This window comes from Mastigocoleus sp. MO_188.B34 (assembly GCF_030065675.1).
Classification (GTDB): Bacteria; Cyanobacteriota; Cyanobacteriia; order Cyanobacteriales; family Nostocaceae; genus Mastigocoleus.
Genome location: NZ_JASJDK010000094.1, coordinates 1 through 21286, shown reverse-complemented (window position 1 = coordinate 21286; position 21286 = coordinate 1). Strand labels below are relative to the sequence as shown.

Genomic DNA, 21286 nt, shown 5'->3' with positions numbered 1-21286 from the left:
CGTCACTCAACTACTAATAGTCTGTTTCACAGGAATTTCAATCACAAATTCTGTTCCTTGTCTTGGCTTGGAAGAGCATATCATTTTACCATTATGCTTTTCGTTGATAATTTGGCGAGAAATTGGTAAACCCTTTTCTGTATTTTGATTCTCTGGTTCCATATTCAATGAAGAATCGAAAACATATTCGCGCAAAGATTCAGCAATCCCAAGACCATTATCAGTAATGTCAATTCTAATTTTTTCGTCTTTTTCTTGGGTTTTAATCCAAATGTATAGGGGAATTTGGGGACAATCTGTTGATAGGTTTTGATATTTCTGTTGAATTGCTCTAAACTTTTTATCTAAAGAATCAACATTATTACTAAAGATACTCATAAATACTTGATTAAGTTGGCTGGAATAGCCTTCAACTAATGGTAATTGACCATATTTTTTGATAACTTTAATACCTGGAAAATCGTCAGTTTTATTCAACCTATGTTCTAAAGTTAACAAAGTATTATCCAGTGATTGATGAATATTTAATGATGTTAATTCAGCTTCATTAGGACGACAAAAATTTCGTAACGACATCATTATTTGGCTAATACGATCCACCTCGCTTTCCATTGAGTCGAGGGTCTTGGGTAAATTGTCATTAATGAAGTCCAAATTAGACTGGACTTTCTTCAAATAAGCATCATGCTTGAATGCTACCGTCAATTGATCTGCAATTTGACCGACGAATTCAATTTCAAAGAATTCCCACTCCCGGGGTTCATTGCATTCGTGAATGCAAAGTAAACCCCACAACTCACCTTCTCTCAGTAAAGGAGCAACAATATTTGCTCGTACTTGAAATCGTTCCAAAATTTGTATGTAGCAATCTTTAAAGTCTTGTTGGTAAATATCGGCGATCGCATTTACCCGACCTTGACGATAAAGAGGTGCAAAATTTTCGCTGAAACAGTGGTCGTAAACCTTTTCTGCGATCGCTGAACTCAAACCTTCAGCAACATCTTCGTGGATAAATTCTCCTTCCCAGTTGTTGTCAGCATCAAAACGGAATATTCCTGCTCGATCGGCTTTGAGTAATTGACGTACTTCTTTGACTGTAGTTTTAAAAATACTATCTAAATCTAAAGACTGGCGAATTTGAACAATCGCACTAGTTAAGTCCTTCTGTTGTTGTGCTTGGTTCTGAGCTTCTACTAAAAGTTCGTTATGTTGCAAAGCAACTGCTAGATTATCTGCAATTTGTTTGACAGATTCAACTTCTTCTAACTCCCAATTACGCGTGTTGCTACATTGATGAATGCATAACAAACCCCACAATTTACCCTGCTTGAACAGTGGAACGAGCAAACTTGCTCTAACTTGGAGTTTACCTAAAATCTGGGCATAGCGTTCGTTGAGTTTAACCTTTCTAATGTCTACAAAGGATTCAATTTTGCCTGTATGGTGGGATTCTTCAAAACAATAATTGTAGTACTTTTCTGTAAAAACAGAATTAAAATCCTCAGCGACATTTTCGTAGATAAATTTCCCTTGGTAATCTTTTTGGGGGTCGAAGCGAAAGATTGCGACTCGATCGGCTTTCACCATCTGTCTTACTTCCGCAACAGTCACCTGAAAAATTGTATCTAAGTCTAGAGATTTACGAATGCGGACGAGTGCATTAGTTAACGCTTTTTGTTGTTCTACTTGATGTCGAGTTCGGGTCAATAGTTCGTGATGTCGTAGTGCTACACCAATTTGTGTTCCCACTTGCGCAAGTAAATCGATCTCATACTGCAACCATAATCTTGAAGAGGTATTTTGATAAGCTGCAATTATTCCCCAAAGTTTATCTCCCTGAAAAATCGGAGCAGTGGAAAAGGCTCTAGCACCAAACTGTTCCAGTAAAGTAACATGACAATCAGTTAAGCCTGCTTGATATATATCATCAGCAGAGAATGTTTGATTACGAACGTAACGTCCCCCTTGGGTTTTTTGTAAATAAGTATCATTGACTGTAGGTTGGACACCAACTAAAGGGCTACTACCTTTCGCAAATGACTCAGCAACAAAATCCCCACTCCAGTCCGGATTAAACTTAAATATCGCTACGCGATCAGCTTGTAATAACTCTCTTATATCCTGGGTTGTAGTTTTAAAAATTGAATCAATGTCCAGTGATAGACGAATTTTTTCAATAATTTGTGCAATTACTTCATCTCTTTGAGCTCCCTGAACTAGTTTGGTTCCCTGAGATTTCACCTTGTTTAAATGCTCAGCTTGTTGAATTGCAACAGTTAAATGTTCGGCAATTAGTTTAACAAATTCGATTTCAGATTTTTTCCACTCGCGAGCATCACTACATTGATGAACGCATAGCAATCCCCATAGCTCATTTTCTCGCAGTAGAGGAACTACTAAATTTGCCCTCACCTGGAATTTAGCTAAAATTTCTGCATGACATTTGCTCAGTCCTGCGGAGTAAATATCTGCAACAGCTTGACATCTACCTTGAAAGTACTGGGCTGCGAATTGTTCTCCAAAGCAGTGATCCTGGACTTTTGCTTCGACAACCGAATCCCAACCACTTGCAACACTCTCAGAAAGAAATTCTCCTTCCCAGTTGTTTTGGGGGTAAAACCTAAAGACAGCAGTTCTATCACAATCGAGTAAATTGCGTACTTCTTTAACAGTGGTTTGAAAAATAGTATCTAAATCGAGGGATTTTCTAATTCGCTGAATTACTCTCGCTAACGCTTTTTGCTGTTCTAGTTGTTCCTTAAGTTGAGCGATGGAAAAATTTAACTTTTTTTCTACTTTTGTGGAATTGTTGGGGTAGGCTTGCATAATGTTTAAAAGGAGAAATTTTTTCTATATTGAGTTTTGTTAGAGATCGATTAATAGGGATTGAGTCAAATATTTAGATAACTGTAATGACTGCGAAATAAGCGTTATTACTTTTCTCTACAAAATAAAGTAGCATCACTCACACGAAAAAATAACATTTTCCCTTCTTGCTGAGATTCAAAGTTTCGAATTGTGAATAGCCTTTGATGGGATAAAAATTCCAAAATTCTTTATTTCCCTTGTTAAGATATAAGTATTACAATTTCTATTCTTCTAGATGATTTTTGGTACAAGATGTCAAGTAACATGCTTTCGTAAAACAAATAATCAATAAATCAGTTGTTTTTATATACAAGTTTTCTATTAACAGCATAGCTGCAGCATACACCATGTTTGATGCCATATAAATAGTAATTTCAAGTACACGAGCAGACTCGGGTACATAAAGAGATACTAGGATAACTTAAGTTACTATTTATCACGAGTAAATATATTTTAAATATACATTAACATCATTGTTAAGTATAATACTCAACTTTTATATGTGTTATTTTTTAAGCACTTATTACAGAAAACTCTACATTGACAATACACTTTATAGTGGTATTTTTTACTTGCTAAATATAGCTTTAGCTTTATTTTATCTGAAATTAATCCCTTGATTTTTCTTATTAACACAGGAAAATATATAACTTTTTAGCCGAAAGCGAACTTAAATTATAGGTCCAATTTCAATCAAGAAAGTAAAATAATTATCAACATTCATTTCAAAAATATTTATTAGCGATAACCTTACTAAGGAATAGTAAATTCGATCTGGAAATATATCCCAATAAGGATAGAAGTTAGGAAATCATATTTTTTCTTGTAGGTAAGGGCTAAAGGAGAAAATTTCCTGACCACAAAACATAGTGCTATATCCATAAACCAAATTTTGAGGACTTGAGGTTTGGATGTTTGAAAGTTAGAAAATTAAATTTAGAGAATTACAGTTAAGAAGGAGAAGAAAGAGATGTACAGTTACTACGATAATCAAAAATTTGAGGTAAATAACTTTTCTGTTATTGTTATTGGGAATAGTTAGTCCCGCAATAATGACTTCAGGAATTATGTTTAACGGGGATTTCAATTAGAAATTCTGTTCCCTGTCCTAACTGAGAAGAGCATTTAATTTGACCTTTGTGTTTTTCAACCACTATTTGACGAGAGATAGATAATCCTAATCCTGTTGCTTGACCTAATTCTTTGGTGGTGAAAAAGGGTTCAAAAATCCGTTGGCGTACAAATTCTGGCATCCCCAAACCATTATCTGTAATTTTGATCGTAACTTTGTCATCAACCAATTCGGTGATAATGCAGATAGATAAAGGAAGAACGGGATTTTCTGTATTAGATTTTGAGTATTTTTGTTTTGTGCTTATAAACTTCTGCTCCAAAGTATCAATGTTATTTGCCAAGATATTCATGAATACTAAGTTTAATTGGGCGGGATAACATTCAACTAAAGGTAGTTTGCCATAGAGTTTAATAACTTTGATTCCTGGATAACGTTCATTTTTTTTCAAACGATGCCCTAAAATAAGTAAAGTATTATCTAATCCTTCATGGATGTTGACTGTTTTTAACTCAGCTTCATCTGTTCGATAAAAGTTTCGTAGTGAAAGAACAATCTGATTGATGCGTTTTGCTCCAAGTTCCATAGAGTAAAGCATCTTCGGTAGATCTTCAGTTATAAAATCTAAATTAAGCTCTTCTACTTGCCCTTGAATATTTAATAATTTATCTGGAGAATGCTCACGGTAGTTATTTACCATCTGCAGTAGATGTTGGGCATATTTTCTCATGTGAGTGAGGTTGCTGAGAATAAAATTAATGGGATTATTAATTTCATGGGCGACACCAGCAAATAATTCCCATAAACTTGCCATTTTTTCACCCTGGATCAAATAATCCTGAGTTTGTTTAATTTCCTGCAAAGCACTAGTAAGTTGTGTGGCTTGCTCTTTGGTTTGTTGGAGCAGTTCTCCCTGCTGAATCGCAATTCCTAACTGCACACCGACTTGAGCTAGTAAATCGACTTCTTCATTTTTCCAAACACGAGGTTGAGAAGTTTGATTGGCGACTAGCAAACCCCATAACTTATCACCTTGGGATATGGGAACAAAAATTTCGTTGCGGGGAAGGTTTTCATTGTCCACATCTAAAAAAGTTGGCATCATTAATGATTGCGAGTTTGATGAGGGTTCCCAACCATCCTGAAAAGAATCTGCAACAAATTTTCCTCTCCAATTCGAATCAAAGCGGTAGATTGCAACTCTCTCTACTTTGAGTAATTCTCTGACTGCTTGAGTCGTAGCTGTAAAAATAGTTTCAATGTCAAGTGACTGACGGATTTTATCCACAGTCATAGCTAACAACTTCTGCCTTTCCATGGCTTTGTCGCGTTCTTTGGCTTCTGCTAGCTGAACTGCTTGTGCTTTGACTTTTTTCAAGTAAGAATCTTGTTTTAAAGCGACTCCCAATTGTTCGGCAATTTGATAGACAAATTCAATTTCACTATTTTTCCACTCTCTGGGTCTACTGCATTGATGAATGCACAGGAGTCCCCATAACTCACCTTCTTTAAGTAGGGGTGTAACAATGTTTGCACGGACTTGAAATCGTTCTAGGATTTTTATGTAGCATTCTTTGAAATCATGTTGATAAATGTCAGCGATCGCATTTACTCGACCTTGGCGATAAAGTGGTGCAAAGTTTTCACTAAAACAGCGATCGTAAACTTTCTCCGTAATTGCTGAGCTAAAACCCAAGCCTACATCTTCATGGATGATTTCTCCTTCCCAATCGTTGTCTGGGTTGAAACGAAAGATTGCGACCCTATCTACTTGAAGCAACTGACGTACTTCTACAACAGTAGTTCGAAAAATGGTGTTGAACTTAAGAGATTCCCGAATACGAGTAATTACCGTAGTTAATGCTTTCTGTTGCTCTGTTTGGTACTCAGCTTTTGCTAGCAATTCATGATGACTTAAAGCCACACCCAACTGAGAACCAACCTGGGCTAGTAAATCAACTTCATCAGCTTGCCAGGCTCTAGGACCTGTATTTTGGTATGCACCAATAATCCCCCAGAGTTTATCGCCTTGTAAGATTGGAGCAGTAGTAAATGCTTGAGCTTGAAATTGTTCTAGCAAAGCTATATGACACTCATTAAGCCCAGCTTCATATATATTATTAACAGTTAAAGTCTGATTGTTAGCATAACGCCCTCCCTTTGTCTCTTGTAGGTAAGTGTCATTTATTACTGGATATGCCCCAACTAAAGATATCCAGTGTTCATCAAATGATTCTGCAACAAAATTACCACTCCAATCAGAGTTAAAACGGAATATAACAACGCGATCAACTTGGAGAATATGTCTTACTTCTTGTGTAGTTGTTGAAAAAATGACTTCTATATCAAGTGACTGACGGATTTTTTCAACTATTTTAGATATGACTTTCTGGTGTTGAGCAGCTTGAGTAAGTTTTACTGTCTGTAACTCTACTTGTTGGAGATACTCTGCTTGTTCGATTGCAAGAGTTAAATTATTACAAATTGATTTAGCAAATTTAATCTCAGAATTTTTCCACTCGCGGGTATTATTACATTGATGAATGCACAATAGTCCCCATGCTTTCTCATCTTTGACTATAGGAACAACTAAATTCGCCCTTACTTGAAATCTACTCAGAATTTCTACATGAGAATCGCTTAACCCCGCAGCGTAAATATCTCTAATTGCTTGGGTCTCTGTTTCAAAATGGTGAAGGGCAAATTGTTCTCCGAAATTGCGATCATAGAGTTTTTCTGCTGTTACTGAACTCCAACCTGCTGCAACATCTTCACAGATAAATTCTCCTTCCCACGTTTTCTCAAGATAAAACTGAAAAACTGCGACTCTGTCAACATTTAATAATTGTCGTATTTGAGTAGTAGTAATTTGAAGTGTAGTGTTTAAATCGAGGGGTTTTCGAATTTTCCCAATTGCGTCCGTCAGAACTTTCTGCTGTTCTAACTCCTCTTGAAGTTGAGCAATGAAAGTATCTTGCTGTTTTTCTATTTCGGTTGAATATGACTGCATAGTTTCTAGCATTAGGTTTTTCTACAAGAGTTTTGAAAAGCAAGTATTTTGACTGAATATTTAGATGTTGTTGAATAAAGTTAGATCAAATATTAGAACTGTATTCTTGAATCTATTGTCTATTGGTTTAACTTAATGATGGTTATTATTTATTTGCTTTATATGTTTTATATATTTTCAGCTATACAAAAAAGCAAATAAATAATAACCATCTCATGAATTGAAGGTATTTTTATGACCTTTATTTTTTCATAAAAATTTTATTTTTTTCTTGATCTAAAATAAGGCATAAAACTAATGAATTTTGGTAAAACTCAGCTTATTATGTGAAGCTTATCGTTGTACAAATTTTATAATTTTCTTTAAAATAGATAGGATAAATTATTATTATACTCATACTTTAATGGGATATAAATAATGTAAATAAAAATTATTTATGTTTTTGAATTGCAATTTATCTGACAAATAAATAAGATTGATTGTACAAAATTATTACCGCTCCAAAATTCTTATAAAGTTGGACTTATTGATTAAATTAAATCAGGTTACTTTTTTGCACCCATACTATTTTATTGGTAAATATATACAAAAAACCTACTTATCAATAATTAAAATACATGTAACTGAATCTTAAGCTTTTATACTTAGCTATTAGGTCACTTTAAAATGAAATTTATTTAAATATGAGCATAATTCATGACCTTTAAAGCTCTATTAATATTCAATTTATGAGATTTGTTACATTAGAATTTTATTTATGTTTACTAGCTTACCTTTTTCGTAATTGATGATAGTTCGTTCTTCTCATACATAATAATATTCTTTTTATGCAATGTCATCTGAATACAGTTGAAATCTTTCAGAAATATCATAATACATCTGAATAAATTATATACAGAAGCTTAATTATCTCAGGCAATCAAATAATCACTAAAAAGTATTATAAAATACAAAAAAAATAAATATTAAATAATTACAGTCACAGGTCAGAATAAAGGTATTTCAGACTACAAAAAACATTACAATTACATGATTGCGTAAAAAAGTAAATACGTCTAATTGAATGATTTGTTTTGGTAAAGAAATATGTAACTACAAGTTTACACATTCAAATCAAGTAATTTTTATAGTTGTCTTTGGTACTTTGATAAAGAATAACTATATTTTGACTGCTCTATTTTCTTTTTACGAGCATCAGTGAATTATTGCGATCACATTGATTTATTTTTATAAAAAATAATTATCAGTCGAGTGTTATTAGGAATTCAAGATAGTGAATAATAGTAGCTTTCAGAGCCCAACTGAAATATCACAAAACACTTAATTAAAACTTCAAGAATATTTGCCAATCATCTACATTTATAAAGTTTATGGAGTTCCTGAGCTTGTAAATATCTCCATATATGTCGATCATTTATCTGGAAGGCAAATAAAAAAATATACATAAATTAGCAAAAATAATGTCATAATAGTTATTCTGTGTACTTGCAAACCACAGAATTTCAAGTAAAAGAACGAACTTGAAAGCAAAGAAATAGCCATAGTGCATTTGATGCCGAAGGTTCATACAAGCCAGGTTATTGCAATCTAAAGGTGAACTAAAAATTGAACAATCCATCTAACGCGCCAAATAATCAGCCTTTGGTTCCTGTTGGTAGCCACTGCATCCTCGAACTTTACGAATGTCCAAATCATTTGCTCAATGATTTTGAGTTTATTAGTCAAGCATTAGTAGAAGCAGTAAAAGAAGCCAAATCTACACTTCTTAAGGAAGTAACACATCAGTTTGAACCTTATGGGATAACGGCTTTAGCGCTTTTAGCGGAATCTCATATTTCCGTGCATACATGGCCCGAAATTGGTTATGTGGCGATAGATATGTTTACCTGTGGTGAACACGCACAGCCAGAAAAAGCTTGTAATTATCTAACTAAAGCTTTTCAAGCAAATAAGCACGTATTGTTGACTCTTCCAAGGGGTAGAATCTCACCAGAAATTCAAAAAGGCTTGGAAGAAAGCTTAATGGCGACACAAGCTTAGTCGAAAATTTATTACACCAATACTAGGCGATCGAGATAATGTGGGAGTTGAAATGAAAAAATATTTTCTAGCGATCAAGATTTTTCTAAACTCCCCATAGATCATAAACTGTCCCGTATCGCCTTTTCTCACGGTTTTGAAAGACCAATTTCCCAAAAGTTTTACGATATCATAAGCTGTGCTCTTGGGAGGCTCAATAGCAGTACTTATGAAAACCACAAGGATTCACCACGTAGCAATTATTTGCTCTAATTACGAACGTTCCAAGAAATTTTATACCGAAGTTTTAGGTTTTCAGATTATTAACGAAATTTTTCGCTCCGAAAGAAATTCGTATAAACTCGATCTACAGGTAGGCAATAATAGCCAAATAGAATTATTTTCTTTTCCAAATCCTCCCCAAAGAGTAGATCGACCAGAAGCATGTGGCTTGAGACATTTAGCTTTCGAGGTTGATGATATTGATCAAGCTGTTGGGGAATTAAAATCTCAGGGTGTTGAAGTGGAAAAGATTCGTGTTGATGAAATTACAGGCAAAAAATTTACTTTTTTTCAAGATCCCGATCGCTTACCATTGGAAATTTATCAGAGGTAGGGATTGGCGACTAGGGATTGGTGTTAGCACTTAGTGCCTAGCGTAGCGTACCGGATCCGTAGGTAGGTCAGCTCTAGGTATTGCGTAACGTAGTTATTGCGTGGCGTTAGCCATATAGGGATTGGGGATTGAGCTTATCTTTTTTTCTTTGCTTTCCATGTACCACCATACAAATAAAAGGGGTTGTTGGAACTCAATAAATTCCAGCATTCAGAACAAACAAACACCCAGTCCCCATCTTCTTCGTACTTTACCCGATATAAAATCGGTGCAGACTGACTGCACCAACTACAAAGTTTAGTTCTAAGCTGGCGTCCCATACTTTCATGTCAGAGCAGATGCTTGGGGTTTAGCAAAAATCATCCTTCCTGCAGAAGTTTGTAATGCACTGGTAACTACTACTCGAAGTTCTCCACCCACATAACTGCTTCCTTCTTCAACTACAACCATTGTTCCATCTTCCAAGTAACCGATACCTTGAGACGGTTCTTTACCTTCTTTAAGAATTTTGATGTCAATGTTATCACCAGGTAAATATGTGGGACGAACCGCATTTACCAAGTCATTAACATTTAAAACTGGAATTTTTTGCAGGCTGGCAACTTTAGAAAGATTGTAATCGTTGGTTAAGAGGGTACCACTAATTTCTTGAGCAAATTTGATTAGTTTTGCATCTACTGTGGCAATATCTGCATAGTTGACAGGATTAATCACAATCCGTTCGGGATAATCTGTTTTAACCCGGTTAAGAATTTCTAATCCTCGTCTTCCCCTCACCCGTTTCTGGTCTTTACTAGCATCAGCAACTTGCTGCAGTTCTTGCAAAATAAACTGGGGTACGATGATTTGACCTTCTAGAAATCCAGTTTCTAGCAATGTTTCAATACGACCATCGATAATACAGCTGGTATCAAGTACTTTAGTAGAAGCAGGTTTTAAAGTTCCTTCTACAACCATGCTTTCCAAGGTGTTGGGATTGATTAATCGTAGTAAACCTCTACCATGGGTATCAGCCAGATTCATTCCGGTATACGCCAGAATAATTGAGCCAACAACGGCTACTAATGGTTTAATAAAACTAAAATCATTGGGAATTGGAAGTAAAAACAAAGGAGCTAGCATTAAGTTTGCTAGCAATAACCCAATTACTAAACCAATTGCCCGAGTCAAAATAGCTTCTAGGGGCATTTCTCGGACTTGTGACTCCAAACGACGATAACCCGTCTGAAATCTCAGCCCAACAGCACCACCAATGATAGCTGCAAAAGTTGCAACCACTAAACGTAAAGCGTCTAAATTTGTTACTCCGTCTAAAGAACCGTCAGGCAGTAAATCAGTACTGTAGAATCCTACGCCTGCTGCTGCCAGGATAAATGAAAAAATGATAATGGCGTCAAGCATAAATTATATTGCTTTGTTACAGCGCTGTGACCCGACAAAGTGAGGTATTTTTTGTATCATCTAATTAGATGTTATTTCAGAATATTTCCACTCTGAATTCGGGTGACTTTAACAGTCTCTGCAATTATTATAACCTTCATAGTTTTATGCTTTATACTTCTCTTCTATTTATGTAAAAAGGATAGAAAAGGATAAAAAACACCAAATCATAAATATTTTCTTGCCTATTCTCTCAAACAAAAAGATGTTTGAATTTTTTTTTCAAAATGAATCAAAAAGTTACTTTTTCTCAGCAAATACCAACTTCTGTTTACGTACACATTCCTTTTTGTCGGCGACGTTGTTTTTATTGTGACTTCCCAATTTTTGTAATTGGCGATAAATTACGTGGTGAAAAATCAGGTACTATCTCCCAATATGTAGAAGTATTGTGTCAAGAAATTACTGTTGCAAGGACTTTTGAGCAACCAATAGAAACTATTTTCTTTGGTGGTGGAACTCCATCTTTATTATCTAATAAACAGTTACAAAAAATACTTAACACTATTCAGGAAAGATTTGGGATTGCTGCAAATGCTGAAATTTCTATGGAAATAGATCCAGGAACTTTTGATTTATTCCATTTGCAAGGTTATCACGATGCTGGGATCAATCGAGTAAGCTTGGGAGTGCAAAGTTTCACTGAAAATTTATTACAAGCTTGTGGTCGTTCCCATTCGGTAGATGATATTTTTGCTGCGGTTGATTTGATTCGCCAGGTGGATATCCCAGAATTTAGTATGGATTTAATTTCGGGTTTACCACATCAAACATTGGATATATGGCGCGAATCCTTGGAGAAAGCGATCGCAATTGCGCCAACTCACATATCAATATACGACCTAACTATTGAACCCCAAACTGCTTTTGGTCGTTATTATCAACCTGGTAATAAACCTTTACCGGAAGATGAAATAACTGTAAAAATGTACCGCATGGCACAAAATACTTTAACTGATGCGGGATACGAGCATTATGAAATTTCTAATTATGCCCGTTCGGGACACCAATGTCGGCATAATCGAGTTTATTGGGAAAATCGTCCTTACTATGGTTTTGGGATGGGAGCAGCTAGTTATATTGAGGGGAAACGTTTTACTCGTCCCCGTAAAACGAAAGAATATTATGCTTGGGTAGAAAATGGCTGTATTGTAGATTGTCAAGAAACTCCCATAGATGAAGCTTTGTTAGAAACTTTAATGTTGGGTTTGCGTTTGGCTGAAGGGGTAAGTATTGCAAGTCTAAAAAAATACTTTGAACAAAACAAGGTAGATAAGATCGATCAAATTTTGCAACCTTATGTTGAGAAAAATTGGGTAGAAGTTATCAAAGGAAGATTGCGCTTGACTGACCCGGAAGGATTCTTATTTTCAAATGTAATTCTAGCAAAGTTATTTGAAAAGTTAGTTTGATGTTATGAAGCATGTTAAAAATACTATTCTCAATCGGATAGTAAATACAAATTATTTTTTCTTGCGATCGAGATCGAGTGATCGCACAATACTAAGGGGAAGAGGTTCTCGACTAATAGTTTTGATATAACCATTGTCTAGGTAGCGACGATAATTAGCATTAGAATTTACGTAGGCTTGAAAAAAAGTATTACTTAATACTTGAATATAATTTTGTGCTAGTTCTGGTGAAGCACCAATTATATCTGATGGTAAGGGGACTGTTGCATCAGGTGATTCTGCAATTGTAGAAAAGTGAGTTCCACCATCAATTAAAGCTAAATATTTATTCTGTGTTTGTAACCAAGTAAAAGGTTTAATTTGTTCTGGAAGAGCAGGAGCAATTTTATCGAGACTACTAGAAATAATCATTACTGGAATCCGAATTTGGTTAAATCCATCTCGACCAAAAACGCTACTAGTAATCGGATTAATTGCAATTGCAACTTTGACTCTTGGATCGAAGAAGTTATATTCCGATTGGTTTAGATTATATGCCAAACATTGTAGTAACAAGGAAACATTGAGGGAATCTTCCAAAGAAGAGCAAGTTTTATTCATTTGCTCCACATTAATTTGGGCTCCTGCTAATGCTAAAGCAGTGTAACCACCAAAAGATTGTCCAACTACACCCACTTGTTGTATATTTAATTTTCCTTTGAATAATGTTTCTGTCTGAGATAGGGAAGTAAGTTTATCTAGTAAATACTTAATATCTAAGGGTCGATCAATAAATTCTTTCGGACTAGTGATTTTGTCCGTATTGGCAGATAATAATGCTTGTAACTGTTCGGCATTACTTCCGGGATGTTCCGGTACTGCAACAACAAAACCATGGGATGCGAGGTACTTTGCAAGATAAACAAAACTTGTGCGATCAGAACCAAGTCCGTGGGAAATTACAATTACCGGACTTTCCCGATCAACTTCTGGTAAATATATATCAGCATTAAATTTACGAGAGCGATTGGGATCGACAAGAGAAATTGTGCTTTTTTGCCAGTTATAATTGCCATATTTGCGTAAATTTGCGGCTAAAATTGCAGATATATCTGTAGCAATATTTATATTAACTTCTTTCTGGGATTCTTTATCAATCAGTTTAATTGCTTTACGTGTTTGATTGATTAGAGATCTGACTTCTAAAGCCATTTCCAAGCTGCGGGCTAAATCAATTGATATTTTATTAGAAGGAAATTTTTCTAGGATATCCAAAATGGTAAATTCCTTAGAGTCAGATGCTGCTAAAATTAGTGCGGCTCGAATCGCGTAAAAACCAGCACTGCGGGACGTACCTCTAATTTTGACTCCTCTAGATTCTCCCTGAATAATATTTTCTAACTTTTCCAATAAATTTTCTCCAATCGGTGTGTAAAGGAATTGGGAAATTTCTACATTAGTTAGAGGGATTGGAGTTATGAGAACCTGTCTTAATTCGGTTAATTTTTCTTGAGGTGCATATTGAAAATATGTTTTCAATTCATTGTTTAGCTTGCCAGTACGTGCATAAAATGCTAAAGATTCAATGGAAATAGATCTTTGAATAATCCCAAAAGAAAGACTCAGTCTTTTTGCAGCTAAGGTCTGAGAATTTAGAGATACAAGTAAAATTGTTAGATTTAAAGTACACCATACCCATTTTTGCCATAAGGAAAATTTGGGTCTAGAACGTAAATTAGAAAAGGAACCCTTGATAGAAGTCAACAATGAACTAAAAAATAAGTAATTCATACAATAATCTTGAATCTTTAGTCTTGAAAGTTTAACTGTGAAACTTTAAGTTTGGGACTTTATTTTAGAAATTTTACTTCACGAGGATTTATATAATTTTTCCAAAATACTAATGGTATGAATCAACTTCTTTAGTTACTCCTCAGCAGCTTGATGTATGGCGTTCCTAAATAATTAATGAAAATCAATTTTGTGTCAGCTTCCAAAGGTAGTAATGGGTATACAACGCAATCGGAAGTTTTTTAGCGAAGTTTTGGACTCGCAAATAAAATATGACCCCTATAGAATATAAACCATTTTTCTTAATTAAGCTCAAACATATTCAATTTATTCTACACTTAAGAAAATCATTATATATAACGAAAAATACATATTACAAATATTTTATTCACTTCTATCTTTATAAATTCATATTCAAGGATAGCTGTAAAACAATATAACCAATTGAAAACTGTATTCTATTATTCCATTTACATATTGAACAATTAATATTTAGTATTCAATAAGTGAAATTAGATCGTACTGAAAAAAAATATCAAACTCAATTGGGTATGGATGGTAGGAGTGATATTAGTACCCGATAAGAAAAGGTATTGTAATTCTTTCTTCGTAAAGCAAGACTGATTGCAGATTTGTGAGAATTTTTGCCAAGCTAGTTCTCTTTTAATACCCTAAATTCCTTGCTCCGTCATCATCTAACAAGATAAACAAGCATAAAAGTTATCAGCAAGCTAGATATTCTTTTGAGCTTGCTGCGTGGGTTACATAAAAAATATCTAAACCTGAATAAATTATTAAAAGTGTAGATTTGTAAACTTGTCCTCTTAGTAAGTACTTCTGGTTATTGCTTCAGAATAAATGTCCAGGAGAAGCCTATGCTTGATTATTTTCCGTTTTTGAATGACCACAATTTACCATACCCCGACACGATTCACCCGATTGTGGTACATTTCGTAATCGCGATGGTCTTATTTGCTGTTGTTTGTGATGTTATTGGCTACTTTAGCGGTAACGAACGTTTGCATGAGGTAAGTTGGTGGAATATATTTATCGCTACGATTTCCATCTTCGTTGCTATTATTTTCGGTCAGTTTGAAGCAGGTTTGGCGCAGCCTTATGAACAGGCGCAATCAGTTTTGAGCTTACATACCCTAATTGGTTGGTCTTTATCAGGAGTTCTGGCTGCAGTTACAGCTTGGCGCTATGTTCTTAGACGACGTAACCCGAAGAAAATTCCATTTTCATTTTTGGGAATGGGTTTAGTGCTAACGGCTGTAGTATTTGTGCAGGTGTATTTAGGAGATAAATTGGTGTGGGTTTACGGGCTTCACACCGTACCAGTAGTTGAAGCGATTAAGGAGGGGGTTTTACGATGAACTCCGAACTTATAGAGCAGGTGGGAGGACAATTAGGTGCAAACGGATTACCCTACTCGATTCCGATTCATCCTAATTTAGTTCATTTAACCATAGGTTTATTCATTATCGGCATCACGTTTGATATTTTGGGAGTTCTCTATCCCCTACAAAAGTGGGTATTTAAATATTTAGAAATTCCTGTAAGTCGCTCCAACTTTTTTGATGTCGGTTGGTACAACATGGTGGCTGCAAGCATCATTACCTTTTTTACTGTAGCAGCCGGTTTTTACGAAATTATGCTGGCACAGCCACCCACAGAACTCGAAAGTGCTTGGGGGCTGCAAGCAATGGAAACAATGCTTTGGCATGGAGTGGGGGGCGTTATTTTATTTGCGCTGATTGTTGGTATGACTGTTTGGCGGGGCGTTCAGCGTTTTATTTTGCGTTGTAATGCTGAAAATCAAGTGCAGTGGAGTTATTTAGCTTTAGGTGCTGTAATTATGTTCGTCATGTATGTACACGGAACTTTAGGAGCACAACTTGCTGCAGAATTTGGCGTTCACAATACAGCCGATCGCTTGTTACGTTTAGGCGAAAATCTCAATGCAATGTTGAAGTGAACAAATATAGAGAACGGGGAGCAGGGAGTAGAGAAGAGGATTAGAGGAGAAAGGGAGCAGGGAGGAAAGGAGTAGTAATAATTTATCAATCATTACCCAATCCCTGGTCGCTAATCCCCAGTCACAAATCCCCAACCCCCAACAAAGGAAATGAAAAATGAACATCTGGAATTTTTTCAGAAGAATTCTGATACTGATCGCGAGTGCGATCGCTTTGACGGTTACGAGTTTATGGGTAGGTCAGCAGGCTTATTCCTGGTTACCACCACAAGGTGCAGCTGAGTCTGTATTAATTGATAATTTAATCAGTTTTTTGGTCACCCTGGGAGCTTTTATATTTTTAGGAGTCACGGGCGTTGTTGTATATTCCCTGATCTTCCATCGTGCTGCTCCCGATGATACTAGTGATGGACCCCCAATAGAGGGAAATCTAACTTTAGAAATTGTCTGGACAGTAATTCCAGTGATGTTGGTATTTTGGATTGCCGGTTACAGCTATCAAATTTATCAACAAATGGGAGTTCAAGGTTCAGATGAGTTGATGAAGTTACAGGTACCTGGAATTGAATCAGCCTACGCTGCGACCATAGAATATCCAAATCAAACAGTTACAGATATTGATGTTACTGCTAAACAGTGGGCTTGGATATTTCATTATCCTGAAAGAAATGTAACTAGCACTGAATTACATTTACCGGCGAATCAACACGTGCGGTTAGCTTTACAGTCAGAAGATGTGATTCACGGGTTTTATATTCCTGGATTCCGACTCAAGCAAGATATTATCCCCAACACTACTATTGACTTTGAATTTACTCCAGTACGCGAGGGTAAATATCGGTTAACTGATTCCCAGTATAGCGGGACTTATTTTGCCACCATGGAAGCGAATGTAATTGTTGAATCCCCAGAAGAGTATCACAAATGGTTGAAAGCTGCGGCGAGAACTCAGTTATCTCCAGCAAAAAATCAAGCGGCTTTGGAATACGCTCAAGCTTCTGAGTCTGGATTTCCTAACGGCTGGGCTACTGTTGCTCCCGCACAACCTCCTCTGGTTAATTATTCCGGTGGAAAGGAAGATAAAAAATGACAAACATTTCCGTCGATACAGACATTAAAATTTTTGGCGAGACATCCTATTCCGAACCGCCAACACATTGGAAGGAATATTTTAGTTTCAGTACCGATCACAAAGTAATCGGCATTCAATACCTTGTCACCTCTTTTATTTTCTTTTTGGTGGGTGGTATTTTTGCGATGATTCTTCGGGGTGAATTAATGACTCCCGAAGCTGACTTGGTTGACCGTACTATTTATAACGGTATGTTCACCATGCATGGAACAGTGATGCTGTTCTTGTGGACATTCCCATCTTTGGTTGGTCTTGCGAACTATCTCGTTCCATTGATGATTGGCGCGCGAGATATGGCGTTCCCTCGTCTAAATGCTGCGGCTTTTTGGATGGTACCTGTCGTCGGTGTTTTACTGATGGTTAGTTTTGCCGTTCCTGGGGGTCCAGCACAAGCAGGTTGGTGGTCTTATCCGCCCGTAAGCGTGCAAAATCCAACAGGTAGCTTGATTAATGGTGAGGTTGTGTGGTTGTTGGCTGTTGCCATATCGGGGGTATCTTCGATTATGGGCGCAGTCAATTTTGTCACAACTATAGTCAAAATGCGGGCTCCAGGCATGACATTTTTCCGCATGCCGATTTTTGTCTGGGCTGTATTCAGTGCTCAAATTATCCAACTTTTCGGGTTGCCTGCATTGACTGCAGGTGCCGTAATGCTACTGTTTGATCTCACTGCTGGTACTAGCTTTTTCAACCCAGCAGGTGGCGGTAATCCAGTGATGTTCCAGCACTTTTTCTGGTTCTATTCCCACCCTGCAGTTTACGTAATTATTCTGCCTGTTTTTGGTATCTTTTCCGAGATATTTCCTGTCTATGCTCGTAAACCCCTGTTTGGTTACAAAGTAGTCGCTATCTCATCGATGGTGATTGCTGGGGTGAGTGGTTTGGTGTGGGTACACCATATGTATGTCAGCGGAACCCCCGGTTGGATGCGGATGATTTTCATGCTTTCGACTATGTGCGTTTCCGTACCTACAGGAATTAAAGTATTTGCTTGGGTTGCAACTATTTGGAAGGGTAAAATCAAACTAAATACAGCCATGCTATTCGCCTTGGGTGGATTAGTTATGTTTGTATTTGCTGGTATTACTGGGATTATGCTGTCCTCAGTACCCGTGGACGTTCATGTCAACAATACTTATTTTGTTGTCGGTCACTTTCATTACGTACTTTACGGAACGGTAACAATGGGGATGTACGCAGCCATCTACCATTGGTTCCCGAAAATGACCGGAAGAATGTATTACGAAGGTTGGGGTCAATTACACTTTGCTTTAGCATTCATCGGTACTAACCTTAACTTTTTACCTATGCATCCCTTAGGATTGCACGGTATGTTACGTCGAGTCTCTTCCTATGCTCCAGAATATACATTTTGGAACGTAGTTGCTAGCCTCGGAGCCTTTTTGTTGGGTATGTCCAGTTTACCTTTCATTTTCAACATGATAGCTTCTTGGATGCAAGGCGAGAAAGCACCTGATAATCCTTGGCGAGCAATTGGTTTGGAATGGGAAGTTGCTTCACCACCTCCAGTAGAAAACTTCGAAGAGATTCCAGTGGTCATTTCAGAACCCTATGGTTATGGTAAATCTGAACCCTTAACACTGAAAACAGTCGAAAAAATTTCTGTATTCGCCAACGAAATATCAGAGGAAGAAGAATTTAAAGCAGAAGAATTTGAACCAGAAGAATCTGGCGCAGAAGAATCAGAAATATTGTCAGCAGATGGACTCGAACGCGAGTAATTTGATTGATGATTTGGTTTGATTGATGATTTGTTTTGATTGATGATTTGTAATTGGTCGCTGGTAATTGGTAATGAAATTATAATCTCTTTCCCAATCCCCAGTCACCAATACCCAGTTCCCACTACAGGAGAATAACCAATGACAGGGTCTATAATTTCCGAAGAGTATCAACAGCCTATATATCAAACAGGTGGAGAACACCACCATGATGAAGAAGCAAACAGCATGTTTGGCTTTATCGTCTTCTTACTCTCAGAAAGCATTATTTTCTTGAGTTTTTTTGTTGGATATATAGTTTACAAAACCACAGTACCTGATTGGTTACCCCCAGGAGTATCTGGACTAGAGGTTCGCGAACCCGCAATTAATACAGTAGTACTTGTTACTAGTAGCTTTGTAATTTATCTAGCAGAACAAGAACTTGCTCGCAACAACTTAAATAAATTTCGCCTGTTTTTAGTCTTGACAATGTTGATGGGAAGTTATTTTCTCATTGGTCAGGGAATTGAGTGGAGTAACCTTGAGTTTGGTTTTACCTCTGGGATATATGGAGGAATGTTCTATTTACTAACAGGGTTTCACGGTTTGCATGTTTTTACCGGAATTTTACTTCAGGGAATTATGTTAACTCGTTCTTTCACTCCAGGAAACTACGATAAGGGTCACTTTGGGATCAATGCAACCTCATTATTTTGGCATTTTGTTGACATCATTTGGATTGTTTTATTTGCCTTAATTTATCTGTGGCAATAATTTTGCGAAAAACAGAAAAGATAGTAGCATTTCTTGGCTTATTGCTATCAAGTTACAGTTATTTTCAGGTCAAAAATTTATGCACAGACAACGTCATTACAGTCACTGCAACACAAAGAATCAATTTCAGATACCTGAATGTTTATAACAAGTGCGTAAGCTATAAAGTGAATATATCTTTTGTAGAGACGGGTCAATCGTAATGTCGTGTGTGGCTTTGCTATTGATTTGTTTCTACATTCTGTAATAGACATGATAAAACATAATGTAGTTTTTGATTGAAACTTCAAGTTTTTAATCAGTTTATAATCATAAATTGGAGATATAACCTATCGCCTGAGCGGAAGTTTAGCAAACTATCAGACCCGCAGACTAAACGAAACAGTAATCAAACGTGATTTAATCGCCAAACATGTTGAAATTGTTACTCGAGAAGACTATCCCTTCTGGTTCCGTCAAAGGATCCTATGCTATGGTTCTAACGCCCAAGTACTAACACCTGATTGGTTTGTTGAAGAAATTAGAAAAGAATATCAAAAAGGTAATAGAAATTATGGAAAAAAATTTGTTTTCTTAAAAGGTTACAGGGAACAAGGAATATGAAACAGAAAACACAGAACAGCTAAAAAATATTAGAACATTATTATTGCTAAGAGTAACAGGAAAATAGGGAACACTAGACAGGAGATGAATAACAAACAATGTCCTAAACTAAATATGCAATCCTAATATTTGGGATCGCTGAGGTGCAAAAGCTAAAGTTAAATTGTAAAGTCTGTATCTTCTACAAGAGAAGCATCTAGTACGGAAGGAAAATCGAATAAAGGTGGCTCAATCCGTAAATATTTATCTCCTTTCAAATCTTCTGGATTAATTAAACTTGTTCCCGTACTTAGCTTTGCTGCTTGAAGTTCTGCCCATCTAACAATTTCTTTACGTTCTTGAGGACTGGTTTTACTGGAAATAATTTTTAATGCTTTAATAATAGACTCATCTTCAACAATGTCTTGAATCCATAAAGCATCACTGCATATACCCAGGGGTTTATCTTCACCAACAGGAGGAGGAGAAATACGTTTTATAATTTCTCTCAGCTCTTCTATATTTTTATAAAGAACCAGATTTTTAATTTCTGGAAGAATGATTGTCAAAATTGCCGGTGGAGCCACTCGTTTTTCATCATAATCAAAGTTTTGACAAGCTCGATCTAAAACATAGGACCAAGCATTCATCGACCAATGAATTTCTTTGTATAAAAAATGCCTGATAATCCAATGTTCTAACTCAACAGCAACATTATGCCCCAAAAGAGCCGCTAATTCTTGTAACGCCGACTTAACTACTTTTTGCCAAGGTAAAGGTTGATTGATCCCTTCAAATATTTCAAGCTCTGGTTGTTTAATTTTAGATCGTCTGTGATATTCAAATTCAATGCTGGGATAAATAGATTTCCATACTTGTAGATTATCCA

Annotated in this window: 14 protein-coding genes and 1 pseudogene; 9 read left to right on the top strand and 6 right to left on the bottom strand. The window is 36.2% G+C overall.

The window, feature by feature from the left end:
• Positions 1-6: 6 nt before the first annotated feature.
• The gene (locus QNJ50_RS20025) at positions 7-2826 is read right to left on the bottom strand and encodes a GAF domain-containing protein (protein WP_300638514.1); all 2820 of its coding nucleotides are present in this window, start codon (positions 2824-2826) and stop codon (positions 7-9) included.
• 1100 nt (positions 2827-3926) lie between these two features.
• Positions 3927-6950, bottom strand: coding sequence for a GAF domain-containing protein (locus tag QNJ50_RS20020; protein WP_300638512.1), 3024 nt, complete (start codon positions 6948-6950; stop codon positions 3927-3929).
• Between the two features lie 1605 nt (positions 6951-8555).
• On the opposite strand from QNJ50_RS20020, the gene speD reads away from it, so the two are divergent.
• Positions 8556-8990 (top strand): adenosylmethionine decarboxylase, encoded by a 435-nt coding sequence (gene speD / locus QNJ50_RS20015; RefSeq protein WP_300638510.1) that lies wholly within the window; start codon positions 8556-8558, stop codon positions 8988-8990.
• 208 nt (positions 8991-9198) lie between these two features.
• Positions 9199-9585 (top strand): VOC family protein, encoded by a 387-nt coding sequence (locus QNJ50_RS20010; RefSeq protein WP_300638508.1) that lies wholly within the window; start codon positions 9199-9201, stop codon positions 9583-9585.
• Between the two features lie 134 nt (positions 9586-9719).
• Here QNJ50_RS20010 and QNJ50_RS20005 read toward each other — a convergent pair whose 3' ends face one another.
• Entirely contained in the window at positions 9720-9905 is a 186-nt protein-coding gene (locus QNJ50_RS20005) for a hypothetical protein (RefSeq protein ID WP_300638506.1), read from the bottom strand.
• A gap of 4 nt (positions 9906-9909) precedes the next feature.
• Positions 9910-10986: a PIN/TRAM domain-containing protein gene (locus QNJ50_RS20000; protein WP_300638504.1), complete on the bottom strand. Its 1077-nt coding sequence runs from the start codon at positions 10984-10986 to the stop codon at positions 9910-9912.
• A gap of 266 nt (positions 10987-11252) precedes the next feature.
• Between QNJ50_RS20000 and hemW the strand changes: the two genes are divergently transcribed.
• The gene (gene hemW / locus QNJ50_RS19995; RefSeq protein ID WP_300638502.1) at positions 11253-12437 is read left to right on the top strand and encodes a radical SAM family heme chaperone HemW; all 1185 of its coding nucleotides are present in this window, start codon (positions 11253-11255) and stop codon (positions 12435-12437) included.
• 51 nt (positions 12438-12488) lie between these two features.
• Here hemW and QNJ50_RS19990 read toward each other — a convergent pair whose 3' ends face one another.
• The gene (locus tag QNJ50_RS19990; RefSeq protein WP_300638500.1) at positions 12489-14207 is read right to left on the bottom strand and encodes an alpha/beta hydrolase; all 1719 of its coding nucleotides are present in this window, start codon (positions 14205-14207) and stop codon (positions 12489-12491) included.
• Between the two features lie 875 nt (positions 14208-15082).
• Here QNJ50_RS19990 and QNJ50_RS19985 point away from each other — a divergent pair.
• The 6 genes and pseudogenes from QNJ50_RS19985 (at position 15083) to QNJ50_RS28605 (ending at position 20418) form a co-directional block, all read left to right on the top strand.
• Positions 15083-15583 carry a DUF2231 domain-containing protein gene (locus QNJ50_RS19985; RefSeq protein WP_300638498.1) on the top strand — a complete coding sequence of 167 codons (501 nt, stop codon included), beginning with the start codon at positions 15083-15085 and terminating at the stop codon, positions 15581-15583.
• Positions 15580-16185 carry a DUF2231 domain-containing protein gene (locus tag QNJ50_RS19980; RefSeq protein WP_300638497.1) on the top strand — a complete coding sequence of 202 codons (606 nt, stop codon included), beginning with the start codon at positions 15580-15582 and terminating at the stop codon, positions 16183-16185. The genes QNJ50_RS19985 and QNJ50_RS19980 overlap by 4 nt, the downstream gene beginning before the upstream one ends.
• Positions 16186-16342: 157 nt before the next feature.
• The gene (locus QNJ50_RS19975) at positions 16343-17275 is read left to right on the top strand and encodes a cytochrome c oxidase subunit II (RefSeq protein ID WP_300638495.1); all 933 of its coding nucleotides are present in this window, start codon (positions 16343-16345) and stop codon (positions 17273-17275) included.
• A pseudogene (ctaD, locus tag QNJ50_RS19970) lies at positions 17272-18915 on the top strand (cytochrome c oxidase subunit I); the annotation flags it as partial. The gene QNJ50_RS19975 and the pseudogene ctaD, both read left to right, overlap by 4 nt.
• Positions 18916-19200: 285 nt before the next feature.
• Complete coding sequence (locus QNJ50_RS19965) at positions 19201-19815, top strand: heme-copper oxidase subunit III (RefSeq protein ID WP_300638491.1); 615 nt, start codon at positions 19201-19203, stop codon at positions 19813-19815.
• A gap of 315 nt (positions 19816-20130) precedes the next feature.
• Entirely contained in the window at positions 20131-20418 is a 288-nt protein-coding gene (locus tag QNJ50_RS28605) for a WYL domain-containing protein (protein ID WP_366914300.1), read from the top strand.
• A gap of 158 nt (positions 20419-20576) precedes the next feature.
• On the opposite strand, the gene QNJ50_RS19960 is transcribed toward QNJ50_RS28605, so the two are convergent.
• Positions 20577-21286, bottom strand: a 710-nt coding sequence (locus QNJ50_RS19960) for a hypothetical protein (protein WP_300638488.1), incomplete at its 5' end; no start/stop codon positions are given.